Origin of the sequence: Secundilactobacillus collinoides DSM 20515 = JCM 1123 (assembly GCF_001435975.1) — a bacterium.
In the GTDB taxonomy this organism is placed as follows: Bacteria; Bacillota; Bacilli; order Lactobacillales; family Lactobacillaceae; genus Secundilactobacillus; species Secundilactobacillus collinoides.
Window position 1 is genome coordinate 65961 of the sequence record NZ_AYYR01000067.1, and the last position, 16221, is coordinate 82181.

13 protein-coding genes are annotated in these 16221 nt (G+C 45.0%); 7 read left to right on the forward strand and 6 right to left on the reverse strand.

All coding sequences use genetic code 11. The features are described from left to right. The first annotated feature begins 83 nt into the window (after positions 1 to 83). Positions 84 to 3194 carry a LamG-like jellyroll fold domain-containing protein gene (locus FC82_RS11385; protein WP_056997059.1) on the forward strand — a complete coding sequence of 1037 codons (3111 nt, stop codon included), beginning with the start codon at positions 84 to 86 and terminating at the stop codon, positions 3192 to 3194. A 55-nt stretch (positions 3195 to 3249) separates the two neighbouring features. Here FC82_RS11385 and FC82_RS11390 read toward each other — a convergent pair whose 3' ends face one another. The 4 genes from FC82_RS11390 to FC82_RS11405 form a co-directional block, all read right to left on the reverse strand. Continuing rightward, the gene (locus FC82_RS11390; RefSeq protein WP_054760419.1) at positions 3250 to 4251 is read right to left on the reverse strand and encodes an NADP-dependent oxidoreductase; all 1002 of its coding nucleotides are present in this window, start codon (positions 4249 to 4251) and stop codon (positions 3250 to 3252) included. An 80-nt stretch (positions 4252 to 4331) separates the two neighbouring features. Beyond that, positions 4332 to 4910 (reverse strand): TetR/AcrR family transcriptional regulator, encoded by a 579-nt coding sequence (locus tag FC82_RS11395; protein WP_056997060.1) that lies wholly within the window; start codon positions 4908 to 4910, stop codon positions 4332 to 4334. Between the two features lie 134 nt (positions 4911 to 5044). After that, positions 5045 to 5998 carry a sugar kinase gene (locus FC82_RS11400; RefSeq protein WP_054760413.1) on the reverse strand — a complete coding sequence of 318 codons (954 nt, stop codon included), beginning with the start codon at positions 5996 to 5998 and terminating at the stop codon, positions 5045 to 5047. Positions 5999 to 6100: 102 nt separating this feature from the next. Continuing rightward, positions 6101 to 6859 carry an IclR family transcriptional regulator gene (locus FC82_RS11405; protein ID WP_056997061.1) on the reverse strand — a complete coding sequence of 253 codons (759 nt, stop codon included), beginning with the start codon at positions 6857 to 6859 and terminating at the stop codon, positions 6101 to 6103. A 118-nt stretch (positions 6860 to 6977) separates the two neighbouring features. On the opposite strand from FC82_RS11405, the gene FC82_RS11410 reads away from it, so the two are divergent. The 5 genes from FC82_RS11410 to FC82_RS11430 all read left to right on the forward strand — a co-directional run bounded on the left by FC82_RS11410 (position 6978) and on the right by FC82_RS11430 (position 11731). Beyond that, positions 6978 to 7637 carry a bifunctional 2-keto-4-hydroxyglutarate aldolase/2-keto-3-deoxy-6-phosphogluconate aldolase gene (locus FC82_RS11410; RefSeq protein WP_056997062.1) on the forward strand — a complete coding sequence of 220 codons (660 nt, stop codon included), beginning with the start codon at positions 6978 to 6980 and terminating at the stop codon, positions 7635 to 7637. 33 nt (positions 7638 to 7670) lie between these two features. Further along, positions 7671 to 8480, forward strand: a complete 810-nt coding sequence (locus FC82_RS11415) for a gluconate 5-dehydrogenase (protein ID WP_054760410.1) — start codon at positions 7671 to 7673, stop codon at positions 8478 to 8480. Positions 8481 to 8510: 30 nt separating this feature from the next. After that, positions 8511 to 9908, forward strand: coding sequence for a PTS galactitol transporter subunit IIC (locus tag FC82_RS11420; RefSeq protein WP_054760408.1), 1398 nt, complete (start codon positions 8511 to 8513; stop codon positions 9906 to 9908). A gap of 284 nt (positions 9909 to 10192) precedes the next feature. Continuing rightward, positions 10193 to 11113: a DNA/RNA non-specific endonuclease gene (locus FC82_RS11425; RefSeq protein ID WP_056997063.1), complete on the forward strand. Its 921-nt coding sequence runs from the start codon at positions 10193 to 10195 to the stop codon at positions 11111 to 11113. A gap of 300 nt (positions 11114 to 11413) precedes the next feature. Then, complete coding sequence (locus tag FC82_RS11430) at positions 11414 to 11731, forward strand: DMT family transporter (protein ID WP_054760406.1); 318 nt, start codon at positions 11414 to 11416, stop codon at positions 11729 to 11731. A 74-nt stretch (positions 11732 to 11805) separates the two neighbouring features. Here FC82_RS11430 and FC82_RS16745 read toward each other — a convergent pair whose 3' ends face one another. Beyond that, positions 11806 to 11952 carry a hypothetical protein gene (locus FC82_RS16745; RefSeq protein ID WP_156405148.1) on the reverse strand — a complete coding sequence of 49 codons (147 nt, stop codon included), beginning with the start codon at positions 11950 to 11952 and terminating at the stop codon, positions 11806 to 11808. 566 nt (positions 11953 to 12518) lie between these two features. On the opposite strand from FC82_RS16745, the gene FC82_RS11435 reads away from it, so the two are divergent. After that, complete coding sequence (locus tag FC82_RS11435; RefSeq protein ID WP_054760403.1) at positions 12519 to 12788, forward strand: hypothetical protein; 270 nt, start codon at positions 12519 to 12521, stop codon at positions 12786 to 12788. A 369-nt stretch (positions 12789 to 13157) separates the two neighbouring features. Here FC82_RS11435 and FC82_RS11440 read toward each other — a convergent pair whose 3' ends face one another. Further along, the gene (locus FC82_RS11440) at positions 13158 to 15932 is read right to left on the reverse strand and encodes a cation-translocating P-type ATPase (RefSeq protein WP_056997064.1); all 2775 of its coding nucleotides are present in this window, start codon (positions 15930 to 15932) and stop codon (positions 13158 to 13160) included. Positions 15933 to 16221 lie beyond the last annotated feature (289 nt).

Genomic DNA, 16221 nt, shown 5'->3' on the forward strand with positions numbered 1-16221 from the left:
AGACAATATCTTTACATCACTTTAGTATGCTGATTGAGGTAGCAAAAACGCCGCCAAAAATTTTATTGGAGTTGAAGCCGTCTATGAAGTCTAGAGTCCTAGCAAGCCTACTATTATGTTCCGCAACCCTACTCTCCACAACCGTTCCAGCAGTCGCTGCCGTCACAACGGCAACGCCGACCCCTACGAACCAGATTCCAAACCGGCAACTATTGCCCAATCCGTTTTCAAATATTTCATTTGAGAGCGGAAAGCCCATTGATACAACTGGTCAATTCAAAACGATGACACCATCCGGAGCGCCAAAAATCATGAGTGATGATTCCATTGATGGAAAAGTTGTTTCCTTTGATGGTCGCTCCGCCTATCAATTACCGGTTGCAAATGCCCAATATGATAAGCTTAAAAACGGCATGTCGATCGAGGCCTTTTTCAAATACGATAGCAAGGGGTCAACCACGGGTGAGCACGATATCTTCTCCAATCAACAAAGCGGCGGTCTGGGTCTCGGCCTGGAAGGCAACAAATTGACCTTTTATGCGCACGTTGGCGGTGGGTACAAGCAACCCAATACACCACTCAAGACTGATAAGTGGCTACATGCCGTTGGCGTCATTGATAAGCAGGCTGGCAAGGTAAAACTCTATGTAAACGGCAAACTAGTTGATGAAAAAACCGCAACTGGCGATTTAAAATTAGCTCAGGGGAGCAACATCAACCACTTTGTCCTTGGTGGCGACAGTACAAACGGCGGGGTTGAATCCTTAATGACCGGTCTCGTTAAGTCTGCCCGCTTGTATGATCACGTGTTATCCGCAGATGAGGTCAAAAATTTAAACACCAGCGCACAAACTGCCGTTCATCATGACAAGCAGGTCGCCCAAGCTTTTGAATCGCGGTTGGTCGGCGCGGGCGACATCGTTGGTGGCCACACTTACAGTCTCAATGTGCATACGCGCCAAATGGGTAAGGGGGACATCGACCAATTGGGTTATGATGTCACCTATGATCCTGGCCGATTCTCCTTTGTGAGTGCTGACCAGACCCTCGGTGGCAAACAAACAACTGTGACCGAAACCGCACCAGGTCATTTGCACATTGATTCTTCAGCGTCATTTTCAGAAGCGGGTTTTCGTGATTTCGCCAAGACCAGACTTGCTCGCATCAAATTACGGGCAAAGACCGTTAAAGCCGGTACTTCTGAAAAAGCCATCATTAAATTTGGCAACGCCACTGCTTCCATGGCAGGCGCACCAGTAACCGGATTAAAGATGCAACAAGATGGGCAGCAGGCTGTTCAGATCCATGGTATGGCCACGCTAGACTATAACGGTGATGGTATCATCGGCGCCGGTGACATTGCCTTGGCCCCGGCTGATAAAAAAGCTGAAGTCGCTCACAAGGCGGTCATTCGGCCTTACAAACACGTCATAGTTTTAACAACTGACGGCGGTGGTAATCCATGGGATCCTAAAGGCATGTACTATACCACTGGCAGGGATCCGAAATGGACAACAGATCCGAACGTCTTGGCTAAACGAAAAAACACTTACACCATGACATTGTTCAATAAGCAGTTCGCCATGAGCACCAGCGCCCACTCTGTTCTGCCTGCGATTTCCGCCCAAAACTACCTCTCCATGCTCCATGGACTGCCATGGAACACAATGGATAAAGACTATCAGGCCACAAACACCACAGCGGGAGAAAACTACTTTGCCGACTTTGATAAGACTGTCGCTAAATATCCATCGGTTTTCAAAGTCTTACAACAAGCAAACCCAACACAAAGTGCTGCGGCATTTGCTGAATGGACACCGATTCTGAACGGTATCACCGAGCCTGATGCAGTGGTAAACACCCAACCATCTGCCAGTCTAAAATCTTTTGATGATGTCGCCGACTACATCGGAACAGACGACTTCAAAAATACCGCTCTCACCTACATGCAAAGTGACTACATGGATCATACTGGGCACTCAAAGGGCTGGTACAACGACAACTACTGGAATGAGTACGCTAAGTACGACGAACTCTTCAAAACAGTTATGGAAAAATTGGAAAAAACCGGTCACATTCATGACACATTAGTGATTGCAAATGCCGATCACGGTGGCAAAGGCACCACCCACGGCCAGGACGCAACAGAACCGAACACCAATATTTTCATGGCCTTCGGTGGCGAAACGGTCGACAATGGCCGGCATTTAGAGGGCGGCAGCAACGCTGATGTGAGTTCATTAATTCTAAACGCCCTTCACGTAGCCCAGCCGAGCTCAATGACTGGTAAAGTGTTTGATTCATCGGCTTTCTTAGACCAAACTGACCTCGTTAAAAAGAACCGTAATGTGGAAACCATCAAGGTGACGAGTACGCCACACTACGCTAACGTTCACCTAACGGCTAAGGACCAGGAATTAAAAACAGCGGACATGCGAATCGATCTAGCTGGCCGAACAGTGGATAAAATTACAACCCCTGCAGGCACTAAAATCATTCGACAAACTATTGAAAACAACGTTCTTTCGCTCACTTTGGGGTTTGATCAGCAACCCGCCAAGGATGACGTTGCCACAATTAAATTCAACCCAGGTGCTGACCAAACGTCAGCCGTTAAGATTAAAGAAGCCATGGTCGGAACCGCCGCTGGTAAAGAGGTCTTAGTGGATCTTTTGAATGATCAATCAACAACCGACCCACAACAACCAGAAACGCCAGATAACATCAACAACAGTCTTCGTGGTCTGGAAATTTACGCGACCAAAACAATTGGTTTTTATAAGCAAGCGGCAAGTCGCCATCCTCAACTCTATCGTTGGTACGAAAGAAAATCACAAACGAATTGGCCAAAATTCACCATTATAAAGCAAGTGAAAACGCGCCATGGTGTCTGGTATCAAGTTTGTGACAATAACCGTGGCCGAACCCATAACAAAATTGGGTATCTTAAAGCCAATTCACACGCCTTAACGACTGCGTACTACACGACCACGCCACGGCGCATCATAGTCATCGCTAAACAAGGTGTGAGAAGTTATCGGGACACAAGTATGCATCACCACGGTAAACACATCCGCCGCTATGCAATTTTACGCGTCAAGCGTCTCATCAAAACAAACAACCAAGTGCTCCTTCAACTCAACAATGGCCAATACATCACGGCTGACAAACACATGACCAAAGCATTGCGTTAGTTTCGTTCTAATAAAAGACCAAGTCACTCTCCTCTAGGAGTGACTTGGTTTTTTATTAGAACGAAAGTAAAACCTTGCCCTGTGGATGGCCTTCTTTTACATAGCGTAAGGCATCATTAATCTCATCAAGTGTAAATGTTTTTGAATCAACCGCGGGCACAATGTTATTGTTCTCAATAACCGAACTAACTTCTCGCAGCTGTTCAGCGGAGGCCCGTACAAACATGAACCCATATGTTACACCAGCTTGGCGTGCCTGCCAATCAAACTTGGCCCCCGCCAATCCAAATAAAAGCTGTTTCCATTTTGGTAGCCCATAGTCGACAGCAAACTGCTTATTTGGTCCCGCCTTTAAACTCAGCAACTGCCCACCAGGTTTAATAATTGAAAATTCATGTGCCAATTCAGTTGCACCAAGTGTATCAATTACATAATCAACTTGGGATAACGTTTCCCAATAATTCTCCGTCTGGTAATCTAAATATTGATCAGCACCACTGGCTAATGCGTGCGCTTTCGCCCGGGCATTACCAGAGACAATGACCGTCAACCCCATTGCTTTGGCCAACGGAATAGCAAGTTGACCAAAGCTACCAGACCCGCCCGGAATAAAGAGCGTCTCACCCGCTTTTGCGTGAAGTTCTTCATGCAGTGCCTGATACGCAGTTAAACCAGTTAAGGCAGAGGCCGCCGCGGTCTTAAAATTTAAATTGGTTGGGAGTTGTGAAATGGCAGCCGAAGAAACCGCGACATATTCTGCGAAGGCACCAATTTTAATCACCGGCAACCGTGTATAAATCGCGTCACCCACCACAAAATTGGTCACTTTACTGCCAATGGCTTCAATAATACCTGCCAGTTCATTGCCAAGTGTCAACGGCATCGCATAGTTCTGAATCAACTTGACGCTGCCATCAATATTCATTAAATCAAGCGGGTTGACCGCCGCCTCTTTCACGCGAACTAACACCTCATTAGGCTGAATTTGCGGTTTTGCCGTTTCGGCAACAGCGACATTGAGTTGTTTGGAATAGCCAGTAATTTGAGCTGCTTTCATCGATTTTTCTCCTTTATTGAACAATCATTCTAATATGGTTAAAAAATAAATCCCATTATTCGGGATCTTCTCAATTCTGATTAACTTCTAATAGCTGCCAAGGTCATAGCAATAATCTGATCAAGCTCTTGGTCACTCGTGCTAACTTTGGTCATCACGCGAATCCCAGTAAATGCGTTGTTTAAATAACTCGCTAAAGCATCCGGATCCAAATTGGCCGAAAGTTCACCGTGAAGCTGCGCCTGACCGAGTAGTGTCGAAAACTTCCGTTGGTTACGTGTGAACATCCGTTGTAAGATGGCGCCCACCTCAGGATCAATCACAGCAAGCTCCGTTGCAGAATTGACCATCAAACAACCTTTGGGTGAAGTCCGATTTTGAAACGCCGCCGAATGAAAAATTGCTCGTAGTTTGCCAAGAAGCGTTGTCTCTGAATCGCTGGCTTTCTGGAATAGATCATTTGCAAACTGGTCATACCGCGCAAGTGCCTTTAAAAATAAAGTGTGCTTGTCGCCAAACGTATCGTAAATACTTTTTCGGTTAATTCCCATATTGTCTACCAGGTCCTGCATGGACGTTTTTTCGTACCCCTGTGTCCAAAACAACCGCATTGCCTTGTCTAAAACAGCATCAATTTCAAAAGCCTTAGTCCTTGCCATGCGCATCAATCCTCACTTTATAATTGAATGTTCATTCTAATATACACACTATTTGATAAAATTGCAATAACTAATTTTGGCAAACAAAAAAAGGACTGACTCTAGTCCTTTTTTAAGGTATATAACCCGTAACTTTAAACTGGTTTCTTTTCCATCAAACTTAACAGATTGTTACGGTCAGGATAACCAGTGTTATCGCCCTCACTTTGAACTGCCAGTGCCCCAATAGTGGTTGCACGTCTCAAACAATCTTCAAGTGATAAATGATCCAATAATCCAGAAATAATACCTGTTGCAAAACCGTCGCCAGCCCCCACGGTATCAACAACTTTGTCTACTTGCAGTGCTGGCACAGATACCGTCCGCTGTTTATCGTCAAAAGCAACAGCACCAATTGTTCCATTCTTTAGAATGACCAACTTCGTGTATGAACCTGCTAAATAATAATTGGCGATGCTTTGAGGATTAGAATAACCGGTTAGTTTTTGACCTTCTTTTAATCCTGGGAAAACAACATCAGCAAGTGATGCCACTTCATTTATTGTGGCAATCATTGTTTTCTCCGATTGCCACAACTGTTTTCGAATATTTGGATCAAAAGTAACAATTGCCCCCATATGATGTGCCTTACTAATTAACGATAATGCCGCGCGATAGGCATTTTCGCTAAGGGCCAATGAGATACCAGTAATATGCAGTACCTTTAAACCAGTCAGATCAATCGAATCAATGTCACTTTCAGTGATTTGATTAACTGAGCTTCCCGCTCTAAAGTACGCAATTTGCGGATCGCCATGACTCACACGCGTTTTAAAATAAAAGCCGGTATATGAGTGCTCTTTTTGAAAAAGATAGGATGTATCCACATGATTTGTTGCTAATTCGTGTTTAATAAAGTTTCCGGTAAAATCTTTGCCAATTGATGAGACATAAGAACTATTGAATCCCATTCTAGCCACACCGATGGCGACATTTAATTCTGCACCTGCGGAAAATCTTCTAAATTTAGTGACCTCCTCTAGCGGCTTATCCATTTCTTCAGACGAATAAACTGCTAAAGGTTCACCAAACGTTAAAAATTCAGGCATTTGAAAACCTCCTTTCTAAAGGAAGTTTCTTAATTGGAAACTATATTTCTCTTTTGGATATATTTAATATAAAATACCAAATAAAAAAAAGCAAGTGCTTTTTTACACTTGCTTACTAATTTTCGCCTTAGCATCTAAAACTAAATCAATTATTTTTTGCTGCTGGTCTGGTGTCATGCGATACGCAGGCACACTGACACTAAATGCGCCATACACATGTTTATCTTTCTCAATTGCAGCACCGATACACATAACTTCGTTTTCATTCTCACGATCATCAATAGCATATCCGCATTTTCTCGCGTCATTAATTTCCTTCAACAATCTGGCCTTATTCGTAATTGTATTTTCAGCCCTCGGTAAAAAATCCACACTGTCCGCATATTTTTCAATTTCATCCTTGGTCTTTGTTGCTAAAGTTGCTTTCCCCATTGATGAACAATACATCGGTAAGTCACCACCCACTCGCGATTTCAGTGCAACTGACCGATTACCTTCAATTTTTTCAAGAAAAACAATTTCATTATGTTCCTCAATGCCAAGGTGAACAGTTTCACCTGTAATATCTCGAATTTTAGTTAAGTAAGGTTTTGCGATTTTAGTGATATCAAGTCCACTTAACGCTTTTTCTGAATAACCAATCATCGCTGTCCCAATATAGTACGTTTTGTTAACTTCATCACGATAAACGAAATTTAAAAATTCTAACGTTGTCAATATTTTCAATACTGTTGGTTTTGAAATATCAACACCTTCAGTGATTTCCGTTAGCGTCGGAGCTTGAGCCGATAACATGATAAAATCCAAAATTTTTTTTGCGTGAATTAACACTGTCCCGTAAAGCTTTCTTTGCTCACTCATTCATAATCCTCCTTGAAAAGGCTTGCATTAAAAAATAGTTAATTATATAATTTCATCATGGTTTCTTAATAAGAACTGCTGTTTCTCTTTTGGAAATTATCTATAAGGTGATTATAACATGAAACGGCTAAATATTTTACAAAGATGTTTAAATTCAGGTGTCGTTGCAGTTGTCCGTGGCAATTCAACGGAAGAATCCTATAATACCGCCATTGCATGTATCGAAGGCGGTGTGACTTCAATTGAACTTGCTTTTACGGCACCGCATGCTGATCAAACAATTAGCAAACTGGCTGATAAGTATAGCAAGAATACCGCAGTAGTAATTGGTGCTGGAACAGTTTTAGACGCGCCAACGGCAAGACTCGCCATTTTATCAGGTGCTGAATTTATCGTAAGCTCCTCATTCAATAACGAAGTTGCGGAAATTTGTAACCTCTATCAAATTCCATATATGCCAGGTTGCCAGACACCTAAAGAAATTCAAACAGCATTAACTGCTGGTGTGGATATCATCAAAGTCTTTCCAGCAAAGATTGTTGGAATGGGATTCTTTGACGCAATTAAAAAAGGCCCGCTTCCTCATACCAATTTGATGCCAACTGGTGGTGTCAATTTGGACAACATGGCGGAGTGGTTTAATCACGGTGCAGTTTTAGTCGGTGCTGGCGGCAACTTAACCTCTCCGGCTGCAACTGGAAACTTTGCTGAAGTTACAAAATTAGCCGTCCAATATCATGCTGAGTGGGAAACGATTAAGAAGACTATCACTCAATAAGACATCTTTATTTTACCAAAGGAGAATAACAAAATGACAGAATTTAATGAAAACTCATTTCGCTTAGACGGAAAAATTGCATTGGTAACAGGCGCAAGTTACGGAATTGGCTTCGCTATCGCAAGTGCCTACGCAAAATACGGTGCAAAAATCATCTTTAACGATATCAACCAAAAATTGGTGGATAAAGGCATGGTCGCATATAAAGAAGCCGGAATTGATGCAACAGGATATGTAGCAGACGTTACAAAAGAATCAGACGTCGCTGAGCTTATCACTACAGTTGAAAAAGATTTTGGAACAATTGATATCCTCGTTAACAACGCTGGAATTATTAAACGAATTCCAATGATTGAAATGTCTGCTGAAGAATGGCGCCAAGTAATTGATATTGATTTAACGGGACCATTCATTGTTTCAAAGGCCGTTATTCCTGGCATGATTAAAAAAGGCCATGGTAAAATCGTCAACATTTGTTCAATGATGAGTGAACTTGGTCGCGAAACTGTTAGTGCTTACGCTGCTGCTAAAGGCGGTTTGAAAATGTTAACCCGTAATATTTGTTCAGAATACGGTGAAGCAAACATTCAATGTAATGCAATTGGACCAGGCTACATTGCTACGCCACAAACAGCGCCTTTGCGTGAAAAACAAGCCGACGGATCACGTCACCCATTTGATCAATTTATTATCGCTAAAACACCTGCTGCAAGATGGGGAGAAACAAGTGATTTACAAGGTCCAGCTGTTTTCTTAGCTTCAGACGCTTCTGACTTTGTTAACGGACATGTTTTGTACGTTGATGGCGGTATCTTGGCATACATTGGCAAGCAACCCAAGTAGTCAAATAAATTCACTACGGAGGAATTTAACATGGCAGTAATTAATTACATTATGTCTCTAGGCGCAAGTGTAATGATGCCGATTATCTTTTTGATATTCGGGATTGCTTTAGGCCTTGGTATTGGAAAATCGCTTAAATCCGGTTTATCTGTTGGTGTTGGTTTTGTTGGTCTGAGTGTGATGACACAACTGTTAGCCGACAATTTGGGTCCGGCCGTTAATTCAATGGTCAAAATCTATCACTTACACCTGCACACACTCGATATCGGCTGGCCCGCAGCCTCAACCGTCGCCTTCGGTACAGAAGTCGGCGCAATCATCATCCCACTCGGTTTGCTGATTAACATCATCATGCTCGTTACCAAAACAACCAAAACATTAAACATTGACCTTTGGAACTACTGGCACTTCGCCTTCGTTGGATCAATTGTATCCATTGCCACCAAGAGCTTCTGGTGGGGTGCTTTCGCCGCGATTGTGACCTTCATCGTAACACTTGTGGGTGCCGATCGATCACAAAAGAAAGTTGAAAAATTCTATGGTAAAGATCTCGAGGGTATTTCGATTCCTCAGGCATTCTGTGTAACCTTCATTCCATTTGCTTGGGCAATTAACTGGATCATCGAACGCATTCCAGGTCTGAATAAAGTTGATTTAGATGCTGAAAAGTTACAAAAGAAATTTGGCATTTTAGGCGATCCGATTTTTCTCGGTGTCATCATTGGAATTCTTTTAGGTGCTTTAGCGCATTACCCAGTTGCCAAGACATTGCAACTAAGTATTATCCTCAGTGCAGTAATGGTCTTAATTCCACGAATAACAAGTCTGTTTATCGAAGGATTAAAACCAATCTCTAACAGATCACAGGAATTGATTAGCAAAAAATTCAAGGGTCGGACTTTCAATATTGGAATGACACCTGCACTTGTTATTGGTCACCCTGTTACCCTTGTTTGTTCCCTATTGTTAGTGCCTACAATCTTATTCTTATCAGTCATTATTCCAGGAAACGCATTCCTGCCATTAGCTAGTCTTTCTGGATTGATTTATATTTTCCCACTCGTATTACCTTACACTAACGGAAATGTATTACGGACTTTCATTGTCGGTCTTGTAACAATGATTGTTGGTGTACTGTCAGCAACAACATTAGCCGGAATTTTCACTGCCGCTGTCAAAACCGTTCAAGCATCACTTATCCCCGCCGGTACCAGCTCAGTCGCAAGTATTGACTTTGCTGCTAGTCCATTAGCATGGTTGGTTTACGAAGGTACTGTTCATGCAAGCATCGTTGGCCCTGCAGTTATTGTAATTGTTGTACTTGCACTTATGCTCTTTAACAGAAAGAAAATTGTTCAAGAAGAAAAGCAAACTGAGAACAATATTGAAACAGTAAATTCAGATGCAACGAGTGTTTCTACGCATTAGTTCAAAAAGGAAAGGAAATCGACAATCGATTTCCTTTTTTATATTCATTTTTTGACACATGTACATTATGATACACTGTTACTAGACTTATCAATCACTCAGTTACCGTTCCCAGATTTATTCAACGATTGACCAAGCATTTGTGCGCATGACACGCTTTTTTGGTCATCGTTCCAAACCGAGTGTCAGGAAGATGAACACTGCAATGAAGTCAACTTTGTCTTCATCGTGATTCTCTAATTTCTGTCACTCTCTATAGATGAGATCCTGGGGAGGATATTGCAATGCAACGATTTACAAAATGGGTCATTCTGCTGATTGCCACAGTGACACTGGCAGTTGGCGGTGTGCAACCGGTTCAACCAACGACAGCGCAGGCAGCTACCTACGTTTACGTGACCCGAACTGGTAAGCACTATTTTTATCACCGTCATAATCGTGGCCTTAACCGGGCTAAGAAAGTGTATCGCGTTACCTTATCAACGGCTCGGCATCGCGGGTTAACGTTAGCAGCAACAGACTACAAGACGACCATGCACAAGCCAAAACGGGTCACCTATAAGAAACCAGCAAAACGCAGGATTGTGCGCAAGGTCAAGGTTAAAACGGCTAAGGTTGCCCAGGCTTCTACTAGCAACCTAACCAAATTAACCTATCACGGCCATCAAGTGGTGATCATTAACCATAACAATCCAAAGTTCAAGGCGTCAACTTTGTCGAGACGCGCATGGCAGAAATACGGTAATCTGGACCGCCTAAACCGGGTCACCGCTGCCAACGCCGTTTTGAACAAAAAACTGATGCCAACCGCCGCCCGTGAAGGCCTCTATGTCACGCCAACCGGTTGGCATAACAAGCGTACCAGCCACGGTTACCTCTACAATCGATGCCATTTAATTGGGTATCAATTGACTGGCCAAAACAACAATTTCCGCAACCTCATGACTGGGACACGTTCGCTGAATGACCCCGGCATGACAAAATACGAAAATGAAGTGGCCGCCTATCTCAAAGGGAACAGCAGCCATTACGTCCGCTATGAGGTCAAACCCATTTTCAAGGGTAATGACTTGTTAGCAAATGGCGTTCAAATGGAAGGCCAATCCATCGGCAGTAACGCAGTCCACTTTAACGTTTATATTTTCAACATCGAATCAGGCTATCATTTGAATTACAAAACAGGAACCAGCCGCGTCGCTGGCTGATTCATTTTCACGGGACAGTAACTGAATCCTGATTGATCAAGTCATCTTACTATCCAAATACTTAAAACCCACTCGCCGTTTGATGCAACTGGCAGGTGGGTTTTTACCTTGCTATGTTTCACGTGGAACAATCACATTAATACAGCCGACACCCCTTGGTTGACTCGCTGATGGTTCTCATGCTATGCTTTTAGGAAATTAAAACAAAAAACTGCCACCGGGCAGCCGCATCGAACACCATTCCGTTAGGTCATTGAAGGAATGGTGTCCGGTGCTTTTTTGTTCAAGGAGGAAATGATTATGGCATGGCTTTATTTAGTAATTGCAGGCGTTTTCGAAGTGGTTTGGGCAACGTTGATGAAACTCAGTGAGGGCTTTTCTCACCCCGTGTATTCTGGATTAACGGTTCTGGGTATGATTGCCAGTTTTGCGTTTCTGGCCAAAGCGACCCACCAACTGCCACTAAGTATCGCTTATCCCGTTTGGACAGGGATCGGCGCGGTGGGAACAGTCATTATTGGGGTGGTTTTGTTCGGCGACAAACTTAGTCCGTTAACTTGGTTTTTCGTTGGTGTCTTATTCATTGGCATCATTGGCATCAAACTCACTGCGAATTAAAAAGATGTGTCAAAGGTAAATTTTGTTTCCAACACACCGCATTCAATCGAATCATGTTTCATGTGAAACCCTGACTACCCGTTTATTGCGCCAACTAATGGTACAAACAGTTCACCAGTCACATGACCCTTTTCATTTTTACCAGTCTCTGCCACAGCACTTGGTAAGCCCTCATGGCAGTAGCCGCTCAACCGACCAATAATATCGCTAAAGGTGCTCATTGCGGAGCGCAACCGCATCCTCAACTGCGTGTGGCACTACCAAGTCAGGTCCCGGGCGGAAATTCAATTAACCGGCTCTTTTCATCATCAGTCAGCACATGGACAGCATCAACACCCAGATAATACATCATCTTATGGTAATAGAATTCGTTGCTTGCATACTGCAGATTGCTAGCAGCCCCCGCATCCGTTCAATTTGAGTCCTGTCATCGTTCATTTGCTTTCCTAAGATTCGCTTCTCTCTCAAAATGGCACTGAAAGCACGGCTACTCCAAACTTAATTGGATGTTGATACCATAAACGGTACAGGTGTCACGAGTCTCAATCTTGTATGGTGTCATTCAAATACTTCCTTTCGCGGCTGCATGCTGCCGCCAGTGTCACATCGAACAATCACACTTTATGACCTATTTTCAGTGTGGTTATGCCCATCGATACAGCGCTGTTATTTTTTGTGCTCTCAATAAAATTTCATAAAAAAGTCAAAGCGTCTTCACGACCTGCACCCGATTATTAGCGTATAATTTCCGTAAGGCAACTTATAACTACCAAGAAAGGATGATTTTATGGCTGACCATATTTTCGACGATCATTCGGCAACGATTGCTTCAACCACGCTTTTAAAGGCGTTAAACGACGCTGCCAGTACTAAGGATTTTGACCCTGATTTGAAGAAACAATTTGCGATTGCTTTATCGGCTGTGTTTAACGATGAAACGGTAAAGCGCTCCCTCGCCCGCATTGCGGTACAGGAGATTGATTACCTTCGTGATACAGATCCAGAGAAGCATTTACCGGAACATCATACGCGTGAATCAATTACAAAACTTGATTAGCGCCCTGCGCCACAGGGAGTCTATCATTATGTGCGATTTTTACGCCATAAAAGGCATTAAAGCGCACCAGTAATCATTACAGGACCGAGCGGAAAACCCATTTCCACTGTGTTAAAAAACTAGTTTGCAATCACGGTATCAATAGCATTGTCACTCTAGCGCGTCCTAGTAATCTGGCATAAACGCGCAGCCTGCGGTCACATCTGACCACATAAGCGTCCCAGCTAACAATTCCAAACGGATTGTTGGCTGGGACGCTTATTTTTTTCTGGGTCAAACTCCCTTCTGTCCTACATTCTTTCATTTAGGCTAATATTTGGGTGCAATGAAACCCTCTAAACAACTGATTGGAAATGCGTCCCACACTCTCTACCTGATACCTTTGACCCGACGCACCCCAAATTTCCGCAGCTCTTCAATCAAGAATATCGGAATCGGGATCACACACAGGAACCCCCAATCCCGCAATTGTAACGGTGCGGTGTTGAACAAGCTTTGAACACCTGGCGTGTAGACTAGAAAGGCTAACAGAATGACTTCAAAAACGATCCCAGCCCAGACCCGGTGGTTACTGAACAGTCCAAATTTGAACACTGAAGTGACCTGTGTCCGGCAGTTTAGTGCAGCTGCAATCTGGCAGAAGACGATGGCGGCAAGGGTCATCGTTGTGGCTCGGGCGTACAAACCGCCGCTGGCAGCCAGTGCCTGATTCGGCCAGCCCGCTTCCATGTTGACGAAAAAGTACGCCAAGGTCGAAACGATCGAGGCAATCAGCCCATACCAGGCAAACGCCGTCCAGACGACCCGTTTATTCAATAAGTGCGCGTTTCGCGGACGTGGCGGTTGCTGCATAATACCCGGTTCTGCCTTTTCAGCACCTAGTCCAAGCGCTGGCAACATGTCAGTCCCAAGGTCAACCGTCAGAATCTGCATGACAGTCAGCGGCAGTGGAATCAACCCGCGGCTGAATAGGAACAGGACCGATGGAATAGCTTCCGGCACGTTGGAGTTGAAGATGTAGAGCAGGAACTTCTGCAAGTTGCTGTAGACTGTCCGTCCCTCTTCGATTGCAGCCACGATGGAGGCAAAGTTGTCATCCGTCAAAATCATATCAGCAGCGTCCTTAGCGACATCTGTCCCGGTAACACCCATGGCAACACCAATGTCCGCCTTTTTCAAAGCTGGCGCATCGTTAACACCGTCACCAGTTGAGGCCACGATCTCCCCCATCTTTTGACAGGTTGAAACGATTTTATACTTCTGTTCCGGCGCCACTCGTGCAAAGATGATTTCACCGGCCAAAGCCGTTTTCAGCTCATCCTCACCCATGGCTTCCAGTTCTATGCCGGTCACGACCCGGGCCTTATCGCTGGTCAGGCCGATCTTAACAGCGATCGATTTAGCAGTTAATGCGCTGTCTCCAGTGACCATAATGATTTTGATCTGCGCATCGTGACACTTTTGAACGGCATCGTAGATTTCAGGCCGTGGCGGGTCAGCCATGACGGTCAGGCCGATAAAGCTCAGGTCCGTTTCGGCGTTATCGATCGTCAAACCGGCCACCTGCTTGTTAACATCTGCTTCAGCGGGAATCTCACGGTAGGCAATAGCCAGGGAACGCAAGCCTTGAGCGGCGTATGTTTCGTTCGCTTTATTGATGGCATCCAAATCCGCCTGGGTGATTGGCCGCGCTTCGCCGTTCACCTGAATGGTCGTACACTGCGGCAGCATATCGCTTAGCGACCCCTTCACACAAATCGACAGCGTGTTGGCATCGTTCTGGTGAATTGTACTCATCCGTTTCCGGACTGAGTCAAACGGCAGTTCCTTGAGGCGCGGTGTTTTCGCGGCAACGGTCTCAACGTCAAAGCCCGCCTTTTCTGCCATGATGACTAAGGCCGCCTCGGTTGGCGTCCCAAGTAACTTTGGCTGGTGGGTGTCGGGGTCCGTCTGCACTTTCGTATCATTATTGAGGCCCGCAACGAGCATCAATCGTTTCAAATCGGGGTCGTCTTCATAGTTGACAGCCTGGTCATTTAACAACACATGCCCATTATTCACATAGCCGTGCCCAGATACCGTATAAACCTGATGCCGCAGCCACACGTGGTTGACCGTCATTTGATTCTGCGTCAGCGTCCCAGTCTTATCCGAGCAAATGACCGTCGTTTCGCCCAGTGTTTCAACACTGTCCAACTCCTTGACCAACGCGTGTTTCTTCGCCATCCGCTGAACGCCCTGTGCCAACGACAGTGTCACGGTTGGCAGCAGGCCTTCTGGAATGAACGCCACGATCATCCCCAGTGCGAAGATAAACGATTTCGCCACTGGATAACGCACGAAGAAAATGGCGGCGATAAAAAACGCGACCCCGATGCCGATTGCAATAATCGATATCTGTTTCGTCAGGCGGTTAAGCTCTTGTTCCAACGGGCTCGAATGTTTGGCCTGTTGCTGCGTCAGTGCGGCAATCTGGCCAAACTCCGTCTGCATCCCAGTCGCCAGTGTCACGGCAGTCCCAGTACCGGCGCCAACCGTCGTTCCCGCGTAGATCAAGTTACTCTCGGCAAACTCGCCTTCGTCAGGGTTATAAGTTGCCGTTTTCGACTCCGGCACCGACTCACCAGTCAACGCGGACTGGTCAACCTGCATCGATGTTGCCGATAGTAATCGGGCATCAACGGGCACCGCGTTACCGGCCTGCAGCTCGAACACATCACCGACAACCAGGTCAGTCGCATTGACTTGGACGACCTTGCCATCCCGGTATACTTGGGTGTAGGTCGGCAACATCGCCATTAGCGAATTGGTCGCCTTCTGCGCTTGGTGTTCCTGCCAAAAACTAAAGCAGCCGTTAATGATGTTGACTAGCCAAATGGCAATGCCCAGTTCAACCGTCCCGGACAACATGGCAATCAGGCCGCTGACCCAGAGCAAAATCGCCATCAGGCTAATGAAGTTGCTCAAAAATGCCTTGAGTTGCGACTGTTGCTGGCCATGGGTGATGGTGTTGGCACCATTCTTGTCCAACCGTGCTTTTGCTTCCTGTTGCGTCAGCCCGGTTTTGGTCGTCTTAAGTGCACTAAAGAGTGTTTCAACGTCTTCCTGGGCGTCTTTTTTTCGTGTTTCCTGTTTTGCTGTCATGCTTGTCACTCCTCTCAGAGTTTGGTTGCCTCACGAATAGCTGTTCACTATCAGTGAGACACTTAATAACGACCCTGACTAATTGAGGTCGTTACAGTTTCGCATCCTTAATAAGTAAGCGTTGCCTGCCGACCAGCAAACAACGTCACATACTCAAATTCAGAATACATCTAAACATTGTGTTGTCAAGCGCTTTCAAAACGAAATATTGCCGTGTGAAACATTCCCCAGCGGTGGTCTGGGCTGTCAAAACAAGTGCCCACCGCTGGTAGCATTTTCGTCCCCCCTC